Annotated in this window: 19 protein-coding genes; 11 read left to right on the top strand and 8 right to left on the bottom strand. The window is 59.6% G+C overall.

The genetic code is table 11. The features are described 5' to 3' along the window. Position 1: 1 nt before the first annotated feature. Positions 2–1,243 (top strand): hypothetical protein, encoded by a 1,242-nt coding sequence (locus ACSC1R_RS05510; protein ID WP_439028076.1) that lies wholly within the window; start codon positions 2–4, stop codon positions 1,241–1,243. A 44-nt stretch (positions 1,244–1,287) separates the two neighbouring features. On the opposite strand, the gene ACSC1R_RS05505 is transcribed toward ACSC1R_RS05510, so the two are convergent. The 3 genes from ACSC1R_RS05505 to ACSC1R_RS05495 are packed head-to-tail and all read right to left on the bottom strand — an operon-like array spanning position 1,288 to position 4,039. Next, a complete protein-coding gene (locus ACSC1R_RS05505; RefSeq protein ID WP_439028075.1) occupies positions 1,288–1,902 on the bottom strand; it encodes a hypothetical protein in 615 nt (204 codons plus the stop codon). A gap of 60 nt (positions 1,903–1,962) precedes the next feature. Then, positions 1,963–2,973, bottom strand: coding sequence for a hypothetical protein (locus tag ACSC1R_RS05500; RefSeq protein WP_439028074.1), 1,011 nt, complete (start codon positions 2,971–2,973; stop codon positions 1,963–1,965). A gap of 49 nt (positions 2,974–3,022) precedes the next feature. Next, positions 3,023–4,039 (bottom strand): tyrosine-type recombinase/integrase, encoded by a 1,017-nt coding sequence (locus ACSC1R_RS05495; protein WP_439028073.1) that lies wholly within the window; start codon positions 4,037–4,039, stop codon positions 3,023–3,025. A gap of 375 nt (positions 4,040–4,414) precedes the next feature. Between ACSC1R_RS05495 and ACSC1R_RS05490 the strand changes: the two genes are divergently transcribed. The 4 genes from ACSC1R_RS05490 to ACSC1R_RS05475 all read left to right on the top strand — a co-directional run bounded on the left by ACSC1R_RS05490 (position 4,415) and on the right by ACSC1R_RS05475 (position 6,582). Continuing rightward, a complete protein-coding gene (locus ACSC1R_RS05490; protein ID WP_439028072.1) occupies positions 4,415–4,837 on the top strand; it encodes a hypothetical protein in 423 nt (140 codons plus the stop codon). A 178-nt stretch (positions 4,838–5,015) separates the two neighbouring features. Beyond that, entirely contained in the window at positions 5,016–5,441 is a 426-nt protein-coding gene (locus tag ACSC1R_RS05485; RefSeq protein ID WP_439028071.1) for an EamA family transporter, read from the top strand. 60 nt (positions 5,442–5,501) lie between these two features. Further along, positions 5,502–5,939 carry a MaoC family dehydratase gene (locus ACSC1R_RS05480; RefSeq protein ID WP_439028070.1) on the top strand — a complete coding sequence of 146 codons (438 nt, stop codon included), beginning with the start codon at positions 5,502–5,504 and terminating at the stop codon, positions 5,937–5,939. Between the two features lie 145 nt (positions 5,940–6,084). Further along, a complete protein-coding gene (locus ACSC1R_RS05475; RefSeq protein WP_439028069.1) occupies positions 6,085–6,582 on the top strand; it encodes a DUF6069 family protein in 498 nt (165 codons plus the stop codon). Between the two features lie 35 nt (positions 6,583–6,617). Here ACSC1R_RS05475 and ACSC1R_RS05470 read toward each other — a convergent pair whose 3' ends face one another. The 3 genes from ACSC1R_RS05470 to ACSC1R_RS05460 form a co-directional block, all read right to left on the bottom strand. Further along, entirely contained in the window at positions 6,618–7,715 is a 1,098-nt protein-coding gene (locus ACSC1R_RS05470) for an aminopeptidase (RefSeq protein WP_439028068.1), read from the bottom strand. Positions 7,716–8,023: 308 nt separating this feature from the next. Beyond that, positions 8,024–9,691, bottom strand: coding sequence for a pentapeptide repeat-containing protein (locus tag ACSC1R_RS05465; protein WP_439028067.1), 1,668 nt, complete (start codon positions 9,689–9,691; stop codon positions 8,024–8,026). A gap of 386 nt (positions 9,692–10,077) precedes the next feature. After that, positions 10,078–10,338, bottom strand: coding sequence for a type II toxin-antitoxin system HicB family antitoxin (locus ACSC1R_RS05460; protein WP_439028066.1), 261 nt, complete (start codon positions 10,336–10,338; stop codon positions 10,078–10,080). A gap of 273 nt (positions 10,339–10,611) precedes the next feature. On the opposite strand from ACSC1R_RS05460, the gene ACSC1R_RS05455 reads away from it, so the two are divergent. From ACSC1R_RS05455 to ACSC1R_RS05445, 3 genes are all read left to right on the top strand, one after another. After that, complete coding sequence (locus tag ACSC1R_RS05455; RefSeq protein WP_439028065.1) at positions 10,612–11,022, top strand: GNAT family N-acetyltransferase; 411 nt, start codon at positions 10,612–10,614, stop codon at positions 11,020–11,022. Positions 11,023–11,082: 60 nt separating this feature from the next. Then, positions 11,083–12,099 (top strand): threonine aldolase family protein, encoded by a 1,017-nt coding sequence (locus tag ACSC1R_RS05450; protein WP_439028064.1) that lies wholly within the window; start codon positions 11,083–11,085, stop codon positions 12,097–12,099. Between the two features lie 87 nt (positions 12,100–12,186). Next, positions 12,187–13,074 (top strand): VOC family protein, encoded by an 888-nt coding sequence (locus ACSC1R_RS05445; protein WP_439028063.1) that lies wholly within the window; start codon positions 12,187–12,189, stop codon positions 13,072–13,074. A gap of 52 nt (positions 13,075–13,126) precedes the next feature. Here ACSC1R_RS05445 and ACSC1R_RS05440 read toward each other — a convergent pair whose 3' ends face one another. After that, a complete protein-coding gene (locus ACSC1R_RS05440) occupies positions 13,127–13,294 on the bottom strand; it encodes a DUF7859 family protein (protein ID WP_439028062.1) in 168 nt (55 codons plus the stop codon). Between the two features lie 98 nt (positions 13,295–13,392). On the opposite strand from ACSC1R_RS05440, the gene ACSC1R_RS05435 reads away from it, so the two are divergent. Next, positions 13,393–14,088 carry an ArsR/SmtB family transcription factor gene (locus ACSC1R_RS05435; RefSeq protein WP_439028061.1) on the top strand — a complete coding sequence of 232 codons (696 nt, stop codon included), beginning with the start codon at positions 13,393–13,395 and terminating at the stop codon, positions 14,086–14,088. 195 nt (positions 14,089–14,283) lie between these two features. Here the strand turns inward: ACSC1R_RS05435 and ACSC1R_RS05430 are convergent, their stop codons facing one another. Next, positions 14,284–14,808, bottom strand: coding sequence for a metallophosphoesterase (locus tag ACSC1R_RS05430; protein ID WP_439028060.1), 525 nt, complete (start codon positions 14,806–14,808; stop codon positions 14,284–14,286). An 80-nt stretch (positions 14,809–14,888) separates the two neighbouring features. Between ACSC1R_RS05430 and ACSC1R_RS05425 the strand changes: the two genes are divergently transcribed. Both ACSC1R_RS05425 and ACSC1R_RS05420 read left to right on the top strand, forming a co-directional pair. After that, complete coding sequence (locus ACSC1R_RS05425) at positions 14,889–15,446, top strand: hypothetical protein (protein ID WP_439028059.1); 558 nt, start codon at positions 14,889–14,891, stop codon at positions 15,444–15,446. A 43-nt stretch (positions 15,447–15,489) separates the two neighbouring features. Further along, complete coding sequence (locus ACSC1R_RS05420) at positions 15,490–16,449, top strand: cation diffusion facilitator family transporter (protein WP_439028058.1); 960 nt, start codon at positions 15,490–15,492, stop codon at positions 16,447–16,449. Positions 16,450–16,540 lie beyond the last annotated feature (91 nt).

Here is a 16,540-nt window from a genome sequence, read left to right as displayed (position 1 = left end):
TGTGGTTGAAATCAAATTAGCTGCTGTCGTCCAGTTTGGGTTTTATTCTTCGAAAGATTCTGAGGTGGTCGAGCAAGCTCTTGAGGAGATCTACGGCGAGAGTGGCGACACGTATGGTGGTGTTATCATGGGGACTGGTGGGTCGTGGGGTCGGACTGAGTACTCCAAGGATGACCCAGAAAGCGAGGAACTGTCCCCATTCAGTGAGATTACAACGTACGTAGAGCCAGACAACCGCCATGTTCACGACGTAGTCACTGTGGGACGACTATCGGAAGACGAGATTGCTCGTCTGAAGGAAATAGACCTCAAGCAGGCTGAGACGGTTATTTCGGGAGCAATTGAATCAGTTGAGTCGTTTACCTCAGACGTTCCTACAGTTCCGCAAGGAGAGGGAGCAAAGCGTCCGACTGTTTTCTATGTAGAACCAACTGAGGAACTGGAGTTCCGTCGCGAAGGGATTGAAACTGACCAGACCGTGGAATGGCTGGAGGAGAACAGGGATTTTTTGCAGCGAATGAACATACTACTCGGACAGCCCATCTCGATCGTCGGAACAGAGGATGTCCTCGCTCCCCATTCATTTGGGGCAGGCTTCATTCGTCGGGTTACAATGCTGAACGCCAGTTCGACGTTCGATTTTGAACACGAATCCAAAATCGGGCCAATTTGGCTCAGACGTATCGAGGATGCTCTCAAAAGGTACTATCGTTCTGATTGTTGGTTGAATTATAGGAGAACTCAAATCGGAGAAATCGACTCGCAAACGCACGGCACGGAGAATCTATTGGCTCCTAATTCGTCCGACTTGGATTCGTACCAATCTGCCGAGAGAGACATTGAGGAACTCCGACGAAACTGGGTGGACGTCTATACGATGGTGAGTGATGAGGTGGCTACGTTGGAGTCGGACGTTCCAACAGGGGAAGAACTCGAGATACCGCCACAGCAGGAAATTGTTATCCCGCCACCAGCCTCTCATTCAGAGGAACATCATTCATTGTATAAACAATATGTCGATCATATCGACCATCTACGCGGATTGGTTCAAAGTGACTTGGATCGAGTGGGGAAGAAACTCGACCGGTTTTCGCAATTCATCCACGATTCTGTGAATGCACGAGCCACTGAGACCAATATACAGCTACAGGAAGACGTGAAGTACCTGACAAGGATACTGACGTGGTTGACTGTGCTTCTTGCTGGCCTTGGGGTGGCTCAGTTTCTTCTTTCGGTTTTCTAATTACAGAAAGAGGTCGGCGGCGAAGTCTCGATTGTCCGGAATCTCTAGATTACTCCAAGTGAAGCTATAAGCTGTAACAGGAATCCGAAAATAAGCACTTGTAGGCCGAAATTGAGCATATCCCCCTCAAAAATTTCTTCAAGCTTATCATCTATGTCATCATATGAACGGGTGAGCTTCCGTTTCTCATTGACATTCGGCGTATTTGGACGTTTATCCGCAATATAGTGAAGTTCGGAGATGGTTGTGATTTCTTTTGAGTTCACTATATTATTTAATCTATCCGCTCGTTTTGGTGGATATCCCGGGTCAAGTCGTTCTACTTTGAAGTCCTCTTTTTTGATTCTTACTGGTTTTGCGTCCTTATCGGAGAAAAGTTCCTCTGCATCTACTTTACTCTGAGAAGAGAACACTCTCTCCTTCCCGGTTGGGAAGAGTGCGTTTCGAAGTTCAGTAAAGCCTTCTTCCGTTGGGAGAATTTCTCCATTCTCCAGTAGGGTCTGGTATCCTGAAGCCCTCTTTGAGTGCTTAGGAAACAACCAGAAACCGATAGCACGCCCAGGATTGAATTTAGTCCCGACCATTAGTGTTGCTCCTATCAAATCGAAAATTAGCCCAATCGTGGCCAAATTTTCAGAAAGCCAGTTGCAGATGCACATCAGTCAGTTACTATCGCATTTTTCGCTTTATTATCATTCGTGTTTATCCCTATTTCTGAACTAAGCAGAATAGCTTAGCGCAAAGTCAAGTTTCAAAAGAGAGTCACTAGGGAGATAATTGTAGTCTGAGACCATGTAGTCATAGATCTTTTTTGGAGCGAGTGCGGACATATTGTTGTGGTTTTCTACATCAACACCAGATTGTACGAAGAATATCATTTCTCCGTCTGAAGAGTACTTTTCATAAGTGTCTGGGTCGAGGCTCGCATCTCCTGTCTTCACTTGGAGATAGCCCGCCACTGATTGTCCATGCCGTTCTTTCCGCATCTCACATTCTATATCTGCTTGCGAGCTGCTGGTGCTGGATTTGATTATTCTCCATCCCTCTGACTGGAGGTAACTTATGACGATGTCCTCCGTTTCATCTGAGCCTAGGATATTGAATACTCTTTCTGGCTCATGGGTCGCCAGCTTTTTCGCGATTTGTTCTCGGTCGAGAGAGCGGTCAGAGGCAAGTTCGCCCTGCGAATGGAGTGCCAGTATGACCTGTTTCGAATCTTCGTCAATTCCTGTATTCATCCGTTTGAGCGTGCCAAATGGCCGTGAGAATTTCCGACGGACATACCCGGGAACCAATGAATAGGGGATATCGACCCAATCAACGTGGCGGAAATTCTGTATATCGCGCTTGTGGAAACGTTCGAACTCCTCATCAGAGAGGTTGGATGAGACGGCCCAATCGCTCTCGATCTTACAGAGCGCGAATTTGTTCTTCTCGTTCACCCAGACAAAGTCTCCGGGTTCCATGTTTTCGAGTACATGTCGAAGCGCGGCATTCAAACGGCCATCCTGCAACACGCGACCAGCCTCTTTTCCCTGCTCAATCCGCCGCTCTCGAATCTCACGGTGGTTCTCGATGACTTCGTCGAGAGTGTCGAACTGTCGTCTGTCTAGCCCCCAGCCTACGCCAACAACGCCCTCCTGTTTGCAGAACTCGAACGGGTCGGTTCCAGCCTCTGCGGCTCCCGGCTGGAGCTTCATTCCATAGACAGAGAAATCAGTATCAGTCATAGTAGAAAATATAAATAATACTACTTCAATGCTCGTGGTGGTCGAACTGTTACTTGAAAAACTTGCGTCTCTGCTCCATCTTAGATCGTTCTGACTGCTTGTCGTAGTGCTTCCGGAGAACGGCTTCACTCACCTGTGCCCGCTCCGAAACGATTCTGTAAGGGACGTCGTCTTCAAGCATTGCCGTGATTGAACCACGGCGAACTGAATGAGGGGCTGTACTTTCCGGACATTCATAGACGTAGTTCTGGTTCTCGTGGGTGCGACACCCCTCCTCTTCGTGTGGACAAGCGTCGAGATAGAACCTCGGACAGGTCATTTGGTAAACCCAGCCTCGAATCGTTCCGGCAGCCATCCGACCGTTAACTTTCGTGGTCAGAAGTGGATATCGCCCGTATTCATCCTGTTTCTCGGTACGGTTCTCAGCGATGTAGTCATCGAGGACGACGCAGGTTTCTGGTCTCAGTGCGACGAGCCGCTCACCGTTCTCTTTGTTTTTCAACGGAGTCTCTGTCTCGGGGCGGTGATGGAACTCGAGGTACTGCTCATCGGGGTTGTAATCTTCAAGGTCGAGTCCTCTGAGTGCTCCGGTACGTGCGGCTGTGTTCCATGCGATGGTGAAGAGAGTGTGTTCACGGGTTGCGTAGCGGAACTTGTCCAGGTGTGCGAGGATGGCTTCTGCTTTCTCTCGACGGACGATTGAGTCAGAGACGTTCTCGTCGTCTCGCAGCTCAGGGGATTCAGCAGCGTCGTGGAGTTCGTCTGGTGCGTACTCCAATTTCTCCATGTAGCGGAGGAAGCCGCGAAGGCAGTCCATGTTGCTCTTCACTGTGGGTCTGGACATCTCGCCCTCTCCCTGGTGACCGTCAGTGCGACGCCACTGTTTGTACTCGTGGATGTCGCGTGGACTGACGTCGTTGAGAGTGTCGATATCTTGTTCTTCGCACCAAGTGACGAAGTGCCGCAGTCTGTAGTCGTAGCTGCGGAGGCTGCTTGGTGCGAGGTCGGGTTCTCGGTGCTCCAGGTAGATGGTCAACGCTTGCGATGGGTCGATGGGGTTCGTCATGCGATTGCTCCGGAACCGCCAGCGGACATCCGATGGTCGTGGGTGAGCAAACCGCGAAGCGGTTTGCGATTCAGGCTGAAGTCCTGAAACTTTGTTTCAGGTCTTCAAGCCGTGGTTCGAATCCCATCGTGCTCGCTTGCTGTTGCTAACAACTCGTGAGCAGCAGCAAGCGGATTGAGAGGGGATACGAATCCCCTCGCTTCGCTCGCGGGACTCCCATCGTGCTCTCCAACCGGTCGATTCCCTGCGCTCCACACGCTCGTTTGCCTCTATGGAACTCCTCAGAACAGGACGTGAAGTTCGTTCAACATACAGAGAATGTACCTGTCCAGTGCGACACAAGACACATTAGTCTACTTTCAGATATACGAGTATATGAATCGGCGAAAGTTCCTCGCTGTTACTGGAACTGTGGTCGGTACATTGCTCTCCGGGTGTTCGGCCCTCTTTTCACAGAAGAAGAATCTCGGCCTGATAGTTCTCAATCGTGATGAGACATCACACATGGTCGGAGTCAAGCTTCTGAGACGAAACGCTGACACGTTTGGCGAAGCACGTGTCTACAGCGAACAGATAAATATTTCAGCAGGAAGTTCAGGCGATCCCACCGAAGTAACGCGAAACGGTGTCGCTGAAAGACAGCCATACATCGTCCAGATAGATCTCTCCGATGTAGAGAGGCGAATCGCTCCATATCATTTCTACCCGGGTTGCGACGGGCCTGATGAAAGCCTCGTGATCGAAGTCGACTCTGATGACGATGGACAGGTCTATCTCCAATTCCTCGTCGACTGTTGAGTTGTGTCTCGATATCGGTGTTCGGTCCTTCATCAGATGCGCCCTGTATTCAGCACGTCCCCAACGACCCATCAGTGAATGAGGGTTTCAACAGAGCCTCTCGTTTCCATCGTGCCACCCCCTCTCGCACGCTTCTGACTTCGAAACCGTTAGCCACCTTCACCCCGGAACACCGCCAATGAACTACCTCCTCTGGGCCGTACTGGCACTGGTCGCCTACACGCTGGTCGCGCCACTGATGAGCATCGCGACGAACGGTGACGCTTCGATTCCGAGCAACGTGGCGACCCTGCTCGGGAACGGCATCCTCGTCGCCATCACGATGGGTGTAGTCACCTACACCGGCGAGAACCCGACGCAGTACCTCACGCACCCGAAGGCGGGGTTCGTCTACGCGGCGGGGGCGTGTCTTGGTATCGGCATCCTGGCGTACTACAAGGCACTCTCGCAGGGGCCGGTGAGCGTCGTCTCGCCCATCTTCGCGATGTTCCTCGTGACGAGTTCGATCATCGGCATCCTCGTGCTGGACGAGCCCGCGTCGGCCCGGAAGCTGGCCGGTATCGCGCTCGCCGGCGTGTCGGTCTACCTCGTCTCGACCGGGTGAACCGATAGCCGCCCCGTCCACACACCCGAGATTTTTGTCGCGTCGCAGTGACCCAGTCGCATGGAGTACTTCGAGGACCTCGACGTCGGCGAGACTCGAGCGCACGGCAGCTACGTCGTCGACGCGGAGGAGATAACCGACTTCGGACAGCAGTACGACCCGCAGCCGTTCCACACCGACCCCGAAGCGGCCGAGCAGTCGCTGTTCGGTGGCCTGGTCGCCAGCGGCTGGCACACGGGGTCGATGACGATGCGACTGCTCGTGGACGGAATCTTCCCCGGGACGGCCGCGCTCGGAGCCGTCGGCGTCGACGAGCTCCGCTGGCCCAACCCGGTCCGCCCCGGCGACGAACTCCACGTCGAGACAGAGGTGCTGGAAAAACACGCTGATTACCGACCGGGCGTCGGGCTCGTGTTGAGCCGCGTCGAGACGAAGAACCAGGACGACGAGGTGAAACAGTCGTTCGTGGGGCGGGTGCTGTACGAGCAACGCGAGTAGCGGGGGTCAAAAACCACGCGAATCCCCCGGTCGTTCACGTCACCCGACAGCCCGAACGACCAGTTCCGTTCTCCAGCCGACTGGACGTTCTCGGCCGACTGGAGGACCGAATAGCGTTATCATGCCAGACACCGTACAATGTGGCATGGGAACAACCACCGTTCGCGCGCCGACGCGGTCGGTCCAGCCGATTCGCGCCATCGCGGAGCGCGGGGGGACAGGTGCCGGCATCGCCGTCATCGTCAACACCCTGTTGCTCGTCGTCGGGCAGCGGTTCGTCGATATTCCCGTCGGCTTCGACCCCCTGAGCATCGGCTCTGTCGTCACGGCGTCGGCCGCCGGCGCCGTCGCGGCGACGGTCGTCTACGTCATCCTGGACCGACTCGTCACCGAGACGGACAAGCTCATGACCGGCATCGCCTCGTTCGTGCTCATCCTCTCGGTCGTCCCGGTGTTCGTGGTCGCGCCGACGCTGGCCGAGGGCGTCGGGCCCGGCGTGCTCGTGCTGTTGGTGCTGATGCACGCCGTCGTCGCGGTCGCGAGCGTCGGTGCCCTTACGCACGGTGAGGTGTTCGAGCGGTACCGGGAGACTCCCGACCAGGAACGTCCCGACCAGGAACGTCCCGACCAGGAGCGGACCTGAACAGAGACAGGAACAGCTGGCCGCTACCGGTCCAGTTATGCTTCGAAACCGTCTTCGAATCTGAAGGTCCCGTTGCGCTGGACGACCTCGCCGTCGACCTCGATGTACGAGTCCTCGCTCATGTCGACGATCATGTCCACGTGGACGGACGACTCGTTCTGCTCGTTGCCCTCGCCGACGGTGTCCTCGTAGGCGCGGCCGACCGCCATGTGGACGGTGTCGCCCATCTTCTCGTCGAACAGCATGTTGTACGTGAACCGGTCGATGTCCCGGTTCATCCCGATACCGAGCTCGCCGAGGCGCTTTGCGCCCTCGTCGGCCTCCAGGACGTTCTCCAGCACTTCCTCGTTCTTCTCTGCCTCGTACTCGACGACCTCGCCGCCCTCGAAGACGAGACGAACACCGGTGACCTCGCGGCCCTGGTGGTACAGCGGCTTGTCGAACAGCACCTCCCCCTCGACACTGTCGGGGACCGGCGCGGTGAACACCTCGCCGCCGGGGAGGTTGCGCTTGCCCGTGTCGTTCAGCGTGGTGTTACCCTTCACGGACATGGTCACGTCGGTCGTCTCACCGGAGACGATGCGGACCTCGTCGGCGGGGTCGAGAATCTCGACCATCTGCTGCTGGAACTCGCCCTGCTCGTCCCAGTCCTTGTTGACGGCGTCCCAGACGAAGTTCTCGTAGCCCTCGGTGCTCATCTCGGCGAGCTGGGCGTTCGCGTCGGCCGGGTACTGCGTGAGCACCCAGCGCTTCGAGAGGCGCTCGTCGAGCAGGGGACGGCGCGCCTTCTCGTACTCGGCGGTGACCTCGGGTGCGACGTCCGACGTCTCGGTCATGTTCGCGCCCGCCCGGATGGCGATGTAGACGTCCATCTCCTCGAACAGGGCCATCTCGTGGCTCGGCAGGTCGAACTCGGTGTCGTCGCTGTTTCGCAGGTACGCGCGTCGGAACCGCGTGCCTGTGCGCTGGCTGATGGCCAGCGGATTCGCGCCGACGTCGGCGCACTCCTCGAACAGGGCCGTGACGAGGTCTTCGGCGACCGGGTGGGCGTCGATGACGACGTTGTCACCCTCCTGGAGGTCGGCGGAGTGACTGGCGACGATCTGGGCGTGTTCACGAACTCGTGGGTCCATGGTCCAGTATTCGACCGAGTGGTTGTAAACGGTTTTCGATGCGAAACACGGCTGGTCGAAGGGACCACGCGTCCACCAGCCGGCTGGCTCGCGCTGTCGTCGGTTCGAGCAGAGCGCGGCACGCAGTGCCGCGTCAGCAAATGGGGGCTCCCGAGGGACGACCTGAACGCCCCTGTTGAACCAAAGGGAATGCCAGGAGTGGTGACTGACAAAGAGTTCTCGGTCTGTCGCTTCGCCCAGTGTTCTGAATCAACCTTATCAGGAGTGGCGTGCTGAATACAGGGGATGAGTTCAGCACGGCCAAAGTGTCACCTCGCGACACGTCGCCCGAGGACGTACACGAATAGTGCGATGAGGATAGCCCCAATCAGCGACTCCAAGCCCACCAGTATCCGCGAGCCGAATCCATGGGGTGAGACGTTGGCGTAGCCGATGGTTGTAAACGTGATTGTGCTGAAGTAGACGCCCCGGACGACTGCCTCCAGCGCAGCGATGACACCATTTGCCGTCGGCAATTCGGCGGCAAGCCGAATCTGGTAGACCTCACCGTTGTCGTTGAAGCCGCCGCCGAACGGATAGAGTACTGCAAACCCGAGGATAGTGACCACCCAGGCCCTCAGGAGGTGTTGTATGCTTTCACCGTGTAGGGAAAGATACCGGTTAAGCGTCGCGACAGTCCATCGACCGTAGTTACCCTGCCTACGGTCAAGAAGTCGCTGGGCCTCCTCCTTACGGATATGATAATGACGTGTTAAGTCGGCCATCGCGTTCCCTTCGTGGAGCGATTCTAGCCGCCGGTACACCCATGTCGCTGCCTCCATCGGTTGGATTGTATCACTACCGTTTAAATAAGGCCCTTCGCGAGTCTCTTCGTAGTTGCAAACCAACCCGAAGGATGTCTGGTTATTGATTCGGGTGTCAGAGAACTGAATATCGTAAAGAGAGGTGTTTTCGAGGGATGCCTCACGGAGATCGGCACGAGTTAGGATCGCATTCTCCAATATTGCATTAGTGAAGGTGGCATTTCTGGCCTTGGCATCTTTCAAAATACTGTCAATGAGAACAGCATCCGTGAAATTTGCATGAGAAAGATCGGTGTCTGTGAAGTCACACTCACCTGTCATGGCGGCTTTGAACTCGGCACTGGTAAGATCAGCATCAGTGAATTCAGCCTTGATTAAACGGGCTTCGGTGAAGTTTGCGCTATGAGCGTAGGCGCCAGTGAAGCTTGCCCCATGAAGGTCAGCATTTGTGAACTCGGTCGAAAATAATTGTGTATTCTCGAAACTCGCGCTTCTGAGATCAGCACCGTTGAAATCGGCCATACTCACATTGGCTTCAGTCAGATTCGACATCTCAAGATTGGCATTGGTGAGGTTCGCTCCACGAAGATTAGCGTCGATAAGTATAGCCTCATACAACTTGGTGGAAGTGAGGTCAGCACCTTCGAAATTTGCCCTGGTCAGGTCAGCATCAAAACAGTCGACGTTCTTGAATGTAACCTCATTGAAGTTGGCATCGGTGAGTTTAGCCCAAACAAAGTTGGTACCGACTAAAGTGGCCCCACGGGCATCGGCCTCTGTGAGATCGGTCCCGGTTAGTTTTGTCTCGGTGAGGTCGGCATCCCGGAGGTCAACACCAGATAGGTCAGCCCCCTGAAGAATAGCTTCCGTCAAGTCAGCAGCGAATAACGAACAACCTGCAAAGGAAACCGAATCCGCGAGGATTGTCCCTCTTAGCATCGCTCCATCAAGACGTTCGGCCTCGTTGGTTCGAGCGACAGTCAACTCTTCACTGTCTTTACTACGGACGTTCGTGTGCCAACGACAATGATCGCTACCAATCTCCTTCCAACGTTGTCGCCAGCAGGTGACGTTCCCGGGATACTCATGAGAGTCCTCTGGATAGTTCGTTGTGACCCCACACCGATTATCGGGAGTTCTGTCTTGAATATAGAACCGCTCTTTCTGCGTCACATCCGCCATACCTCCGCCTGTCGGCGGATGAATATAAAGGGGGAGCCCTTGCCGCATACGCGCTCTGTATTCAGCAAGGTACTGGGAAGACCACACGAGAGTGTCAGGAACGCCGGCGATTCACTCGCATCCTCGGTCTATCGGCGCATTCACCGACTCGAAAGCGAAACAGACGGGAGGCCGTCCCTGACTGTATCCGCTACGTTCGGCAGCCAGCGTCGGACAGAATATGAACGAATGTACCGGCCGATAATCGTTTCATCAGCACAGTCACAGTCCGAGACTCACGCGCTACCAGTGGTCATCGATCCACTCACAAAACGAGTGGAAATCGTCTGCACCACACTGCGGCGACTTCCCGGCCTGTGAACGTCGTCCGCCCCACGTTACTCGTCCCACGGTGGGCGGCCTTCGCTCCCGATTTCGTCCTCGTCGAGACCGAGTTCTGCTGCCAGGTCGCTCTCGTCAACTGGCTCGCCCTTCCCGTGATAGGCATCGAGTGCGTCGGCGAGCATTCGTAGAGCCTCCGCACGGTCGTCGCCGAAGGAAGCGACACCCGTCTCGATGTCCTTCGCGGTGACGCGTCCATCATCCTCGTAGATGAACTCGACGCCACCGTTACGGTTGTCACGAGTCGTGCTGGCCATCTCTAGTAGAAACGAGCCGGGGACTGCAAATAAGCGTTCGGACGGCCTCGCTTCGGTCTCTTCAGCACGTCCTCGACGGGATATCGGCAGCGGAGGATTTCAACAGAGCAGCCGGAACGGAACGTATCTAAGTGGAGCGTCGGCTGTCCGGGGTCGAACCACACTCGAAGCCGCCAGCTCGAACGGCCGCCCGGTTACGGGAGCCGAAACCGACGCCAGATACACTCCCACACCACCACCAGCCTTCAGTAGCCCGCCCCGGCAAGCCAACCCATGGACATCCGCGAACTGACCGCCGACGCCGACCGACGTGAGGCGGTGCCCATCCTCCAGCAACTGTGGGACGACGCCACCCGAGCCGAGATACTCGACTGGACGGGCGAGGACGACTACCACCTGTTCGGCGGGTTCGTCGACGACGAACTCGTCGGGGTCGCCGGTGTGCTCGTCCGGCAGGTCCTCCACCACGACCGCCACGCCTGGCTGTACGACCTCGTCGTGGACGATGCCCACCGGGGCGAGGGGCACGGCACCGCTCTCGTCCAGCACGTCGAGGACTGGGCGCGCGAGCAGGGCTGCGAACACATCGCGCTGGCCTCTCCGCTCGCCAAAGAGGGCGTCCACGAGTACTACGAGGGTCTGGACTACGAGCGGTGGGGCTACGTCATCGAGAAGACGCTCTGAGCCGATACGTTCGCGCGGGGACCACCGCCTATTTCTCCCCCGGAATCGAACCCGCGACACATGATAGACCTTCGAAGCGATACAGTCACCAAGCCCGACGAGGCCATGCGCGAGGCCGCCATGACAGCCGACGTCGGCGACGACGTGTACGGCGAGGACCCGACCGTGAACGAACTCGAGTCGAGAGCTGCCGACCTCGTGGGCAAGGAAGCCGCCCTCTACGTCCCGACCGGGACGATGGGCAACCAGCTCGCGGCGCGCACTCACACCGACCGCGGCCAGGAGATACTGGTCGAACGCGAGAGCCACATCTACAAGTGGGAACTCGGCGGGCTGGCACAGCTCTCCCAGCTGCAGGTCCGCACGCTCGACGGTGGCCCGCGCGGGATTCCGACGCCGGAACAGGTCCGCGACGGCTACGTCGAGGAGGACGCCCACCGGCCCGGGACGGGGCTGCTGAGCCTGGAGAACACGCACAACTCGAAGGGCGGGGTCGCCATCGAGCCCGAGAAACTGGCAGCCGCGGCGGAGGCGGCCCACGACCTCGGCCTGCCGGTCCACCTCGACGGGGCGCGAGTGTGCAACGCCGCGGTGGCGCTCGATGTCCCTGTTCACGAGGTCACCGAGTCGGTCGACACCGTGATGTTCTGCCTGTCGAAGGGGCTGGGCGCGCCGGTCGGCTCGATGCTAGCCGGCCCCGAGGCGTTCATCGCGAAGGCACGCCGGAACCGCAAGCTGTTCGGCGGCGGCATGCGCCAGGCTGGTATTATCGCCGGTCCCGGTCTGGAAGCCCTCGGGAACGTCGAACGTCTCGCCGACGACCACGCGAACGCGAAGACGCTGGCGGCGGGACTGGACGACCTGCCGGGGCTGTCGGTCCCCGAACCGGAGACGAACATCGTGCTCGTCGACACGAGCGGGGCCGACCTGACGGCCGACGAGTTCCTCGCTGCCTGTGAGGCCGTCGACGTACTCGGCTCGAAGTTCGGGCCGACCACGGTCCGGTTCTGCACGCACTGGAACGTCGAGGCCGCGGACGTGGAGACGACCGTCGACCGCGTCGCGGACGTGCTGTAGTCGCCGCGTTTCGAGCCCGACCGGGGCTGTGCACCGACACGACCATCGCCCCAAACCTGTTTTTCTCTTGCGCGCCTCTCTGTGCCCGTGACAGGCAACGCTACGGATTCGACCGCCGCCACACTTCCCGATTCCACCCACGTCGGCCGGGTCGCCCTGCGTGTCAACTCGCTCGACGCGACCGTCCCGTTCTACCGCGACGTGGTCGGCCTCGACGGAGAGCGGGACGACGAGGCGGGTGAGGCGCGGCTATCCGCCGGCGGCGAGGAGCTGGTCGTGCTAGAGGAAGACGCGGGCGCGCCCGAGCGCCCGCACGAGGCCGCCGGACTGTTCCACCTCGCGGTCCGGGTGCCAGACAGGCCAGCGCTCGCGGCTGCACTGGCCCGTGTCCGGGCACACGGGTCACTGGCTGGGGCCTCCGACCACGCCGTCAGCGAGGCGCTGTATCTCCGCGACCCGGAGGGAAACGGGGTCGAGATATACCGCGACAGACCCCGTGAGGAGTGGCAGAAGACGGCCACCGGGACGCTGGTGATACAGACCCTGCCGCTGGACCTGGACGACCTGGCGGCGGCGCGGTCGGGAGCCGCGGCCGACGGACGAGACGCCGACCGCGTCCCCACCGGAACCGACGTCGGGCACGTCCACCTCGAAGTCGGAGACCTCGACCGCGCCATCCGGTTCTACGTCGACGACGTGGGGTTCGCGCTCCAGAACGACGAGTACGACGGCGCGGCCTTCGTCGCCGCCGGTGGCTACCACCACCACCTGGGCCTGAACACCTGGAACCGCCGCACGGCCCCCAGCGGCGACCACTGCGGACTGGCCTGGTACGAACTGGTCCTGCCAGACGAGTCGTCACTGGCGGCACTGCGGGACCGACTCACGGGCCGTGGCTATTCGGTCGAGGCGGCCGACGGGGGCTTCCACGTCGCCGACCCCGACGGCATCGCGGTCCGGGTTCGCGTCGAGTAGTCGCTACTGTCCGACTGACGACTGTCCGGCAACTCGGCCGGGAGACGACGACTCAGCGCTTCTTCCCGGAACCCTTGTCCATCCCTTCGCGGAAGCTGAGCATGGTCCGACGGAACATCAGGTAGAAAAAGAAGATGAGTGCGAGCAGGAACCCGACGACTAGCAGGGTGAACGGGTCCTCGAGGAGCCCACCGAGCTGGGCTGGAAGCGGTGTCTGCATACGCGACAGTTCTCTACCCCGCCGTTTATGCGTTTCGCCGGGTGGGACCGTCGGAAAAGATACAAACCTTCATGCCAAACGATGACTAGGCGTACTGTATGGCCGACCTGTTGCCCTCCACTCCGGACACGTCGGCGGCTGACGACGCAGAACCACGTGTCATCGGCCTCGACAGTGACGACGCCGACGACCTCATCGGGGCGTTATCGTCGTCGACCGCTCGCCAACTCCTGACGGCACTGCACGACGAGCCCGCGACCCCTTCACAGCTCGCCGACACCGTCGACACGTCGCTCCAGAACACACAGTACCATCTGGAGAAACTCGAAGACGCAGACATAATCGAAGTCGTCGACACGGCGTACTCGGCGAAGGGACGCGAGATGAAGGTGTACGCCCCGTCGAACCAGCCACTCGTGGTGTTCGCCGGCGGCTCGGACGAATCCACTGGGCTGAAAGCCGCCCTCTCCAGACTGCTCGGCGCGTTCGGCCTCCTCGCCCTGGGGGCCGTCGCCGTCCAGGAGTTCCTCGGCGACGGACTCGCCCAGTTCTTCGGAGGGGGAACGCGCGGGCCGACTGGCTCACCGGCCCCGGGGCCGAGTACGCAACCCGTCGCAGGAAACGCGAACAATACGACCGAGGCGACGACGACCGCCGTCGAGACGACCGCACAGGCCGCCGGCACCGCTGCGGACACCGCGGCGGCGGCCGTCTCACCCGGACTGGCGTTCTTCCTCGGCGGTGCCATCGTCCTCGTCGCTGGCTTCGCGTACTGGTACACCGAGAACGCATAATCGGGCGAAAATCACCGTTCGAGCCCGTCTCGTATGTAAAATACACGTTTGAGCTTACGGTATCTACTTTGAAACGTCCCCTGTAGGTACGGGTGCACCCCGGGTCTTCGGCCCTCCACCGTCATGACACACTCGCCCGGGGTTGGGGAGTCCGGCCCGAGACACCGTGCTGCCCTGTCCCCGCTTTCTGCCGTCTCACTCACGCGCGCCAATCGACGGGACCGAGAACCGTTCGAAGATGGTCCCGTCGGGCTGAACCAGTTCTCCCGAGAGTCCGTCGGCCGTCACGTCGAGTTCGGCGTGAGCCGGGCGGTTCCCGCGCGGCTGGGCGTGACTGCCTGGATTCAACAGACAGACGTCCGGTGTCTCCACGAACCGCGGGCGATGCGTGTGTCCGGAGACGACGATGTCTGCACCCCGCTCCCGGCCGAACATCCGTAAGCCCAGGTCACCGCCGTCACGGCGATGGGTGAGCGCGATTCTGACGCCCTCGTGCTCGAAGGTCCGCACGGTCGGGAGTCGCTCTTTGACCGCCGGGACGTCGGCGTTGCCGTGGACCGCGAGCAACCGGTCGGCCTCCTCGCCGAAAGCGTCCAGAGCTGTTGGTGTAGTGAAATCTCCGGCGTGGACCACCAGGTCGGCCTCACGCACCGCCTCGAGAGTCCGTCCAGACAGGGCGTGGCCGGTGCGGGCGTGCGTATCCGAGCAGATGACGAGCATACCAGCGGGTACGACGCGAGGGGTGACGTGATTTTCGTCGGACAAAAACGGATTTGGTCACGCCCCCAGTATGTGCACACATGTCGAAAGAGCGCGAGCGCCAAGAGAACCACCGGGCCGTCGCAGCCGCGGTCGTCCTCGCGACGTTCGACGACGCTGCGCCACGGACCGCGACGGAGGTCGCAGCCGAGACGGACGTCTCGTTCGAGGTCGCGGCGGATATCCTGGACGGACTGGTCGACGATGGTGACCTCCACGCGAAGGAACTGACCGACGGGGACGCGACGCTGACGGCCTACTTCGCCCCTGCGTCCCTGCACGGGACACCGACGAGTCTCGACCCCGAGGCGGCCCGGGAGGAGGAAGTCGCCGAGGTAGTCGCCGAGATGGACGTCCCCGGCGTGAGCGAGATGATGCTCGACTGGCGGCGCGACGCAGTCCGGGCGGCGTGGGACCACCTCGCCGACGAGGGTACCGTCACCGACCGGGAGTTCAAGACCGAAGTGTACCCCAAGTATCAGGCGGGCTACGACGACGCAGAGGCGTGGTGGTCGTTCCTGCGCCCGCGACTCCCCCGACTTCCAGGTGTGACCGGCCCCGGTGAAGACGGGAGTACCTGGGAGTACGTGTCAGCGTAGGAGAACGGAAACGCTTTTTTACTGGCCCTCGCGCGCTTATCTGATGGCCTCAAGCAAGTCCGTCGTCATCGCGGCGCTCTTCGCGAACGGCGCGATCGCGATTCTGAAGTTCATCGGGTTCACCATCACCGGGAGTCCGGCGATGCTGTCCGAGACGTATCACTCCATCTCCGACACCGGCAACCAGATATTCCTCCTGGTCGGCATCCGGTACTCCGGCAAGGAAGCGACCCGGAGTCACCCCTTCGGCTACGGGAAGGCGCAGTTCTTCTACTCGTTCCTCGTCAGCGTCCTCCTGTTCGGCATCGCGGGCTGGGAGTCCGCGAAACACGGGTTCGACGCCATCATGCACCCGCACCCGCCCGAACTCGGACCGGAGACCCTGCTCGGGTTCACCTTCCCCGGCATCTGGGTGAACTACGCGGTCCTCATCGGTGCCATCCTGTTCGAGTCCTACGCCTTCATCAAGGCGTACCAGGCGATGCAGCTCCAGATCGACCGCCACAACTGGTCGGGCTTCCGCGAGGCGTTCCGCAAGACCAGCGACGTGACCACCCTGACGGCCCTGACCGAGGACGCCATCGCCCTGGGTGGGGCCGGCATCGCCCTCTTCGGTATCTACCTCTCGCGTATCACCGAGAACGGCATCTACGACGCCATCTCGGCGTTCCTCATCGGCATCATGCTGATGGGCTTCGCCATCGCACTCGCGTGGGAGAACAAGCGCCTGCTGCTCGGTGAGTCCCTCCCCGAGGACGCCGAGAGCCCGCTTCGCAAGATAGTGGCCGGCTACGACGGCGTCACGAAGGTCGAGGACTTCCGGACGGTCTACTTCGGTCCCGGCCGCGCCGTCGTCACCGCCGACGTGGCGTTCGACGCCGACATGGACACCGAGGAGATCGACGACACCATCACCGCAATCGAACGGGAGTTACAGGACCACGACGCCCAGATCAAGAAGGTCTACATCGAACCGGAACTGAAAGACACCGCGGCGGTGTAGCAGGCCAGGAGACAGGCATCGCTATCACCATCGGTATCCTCCACCTACCAGAACTATAGCGAACGGTTATCACCGTTGAACGGGCAATTAG

The sequence above is a fragment of the Haloarchaeobius ordinarius genome, from assembly GCF_051801355.1.
In the GTDB taxonomy this organism is placed as follows: Archaea; Halobacteriota; Halobacteria; order Halobacteriales; family Natrialbaceae; genus Haloarchaeobius.
Note: the sequence above shows the minus strand (reverse complement) of the source record. Positions and strands in the feature narration are given on the sequence as shown.

Excerpts from the sequence above, each read along its gene's own strand:
- ACSC1R_RS05480 (WP_439028070.1), top strand. The coding sequence starts at position 5,502 with ATGGAGTACTTCGAGGACCTCGACGTCGGCGAGACTCGAGCGCACGGC.
- ACSC1R_RS05485 (WP_439028071.1), top strand. The coding sequence starts at position 5,016 with ATGAACTACCTCCTCTGGGCCGTACTGGCACTGGTCGCCTACACGCTG.
- ACSC1R_RS05420 (WP_439028058.1), top strand. The coding sequence starts at position 15,490 with ATGGCCTCAAGCAAGTCCGTCGTCATCGCGGCGCTCTTCGCGAACGGC.
- ACSC1R_RS05440 (WP_439028062.1), bottom strand. The coding sequence starts at position 13,294 with ATGCAGACACCGCTTCCAGCCCAGCTCGGTGGGCTCCTCGAGGACCCG.
- ACSC1R_RS05505 (WP_439028075.1), bottom strand. The coding sequence starts at position 1,902 with ATGTGCATCTGCAACTGGCTTTCTGAAAATTTGGCCACGATTGGGCTA.
- ACSC1R_RS05435 (WP_439028061.1), top strand. The coding sequence starts at position 13,393 with ATGGCCGACCTGTTGCCCTCCACTCCGGACACGTCGGCGGCTGACGAC.
- ACSC1R_RS05495 (WP_439028073.1), bottom strand. The coding sequence starts at position 4,039 with ATGACGAACCCCATCGACCCATCGCAAGCGTTGACCATCTACCTGGAG.
- ACSC1R_RS05500 (WP_439028074.1), bottom strand. The coding sequence starts at position 2,973 with ATGACTGATACTGATTTCTCTGTCTATGGAATGAAGCTCCAGCCGGGA.
- ACSC1R_RS05475 (WP_439028069.1), top strand. The coding sequence starts at position 6,085 with ATGGGAACAACCACCGTTCGCGCGCCGACGCGGTCGGTCCAGCCGATT.
- ACSC1R_RS05490 (WP_439028072.1), top strand. The coding sequence starts at position 4,415 with ATGAATCGGCGAAAGTTCCTCGCTGTTACTGGAACTGTGGTCGGTACA.
- ACSC1R_RS05425 (WP_439028059.1), top strand. The coding sequence starts at position 14,889 with ATGTCGAAAGAGCGCGAGCGCCAAGAGAACCACCGGGCCGTCGCAGCC.
- ACSC1R_RS05455 (WP_439028065.1), top strand. The coding sequence starts at position 10,612 with ATGGACATCCGCGAACTGACCGCCGACGCCGACCGACGTGAGGCGGTG.
- ACSC1R_RS05450 (WP_439028064.1), top strand. The coding sequence starts at position 11,083 with ATGATAGACCTTCGAAGCGATACAGTCACCAAGCCCGACGAGGCCATG.
- ACSC1R_RS05430 (WP_439028060.1), bottom strand. The coding sequence starts at position 14,808 with ATGCTCGTCATCTGCTCGGATACGCACGCCCGCACCGGCCACGCCCTG.
- ACSC1R_RS05470 (WP_439028068.1), bottom strand. The coding sequence starts at position 7,715 with ATGGACCCACGAGTTCGTGAACACGCCCAGATCGTCGCCAGTCACTCC.
- ACSC1R_RS05460 (WP_439028066.1), bottom strand. The coding sequence starts at position 10,338 with ATGGCCAGCACGACTCGTGACAACCGTAACGGTGGCGTCGAGTTCATC.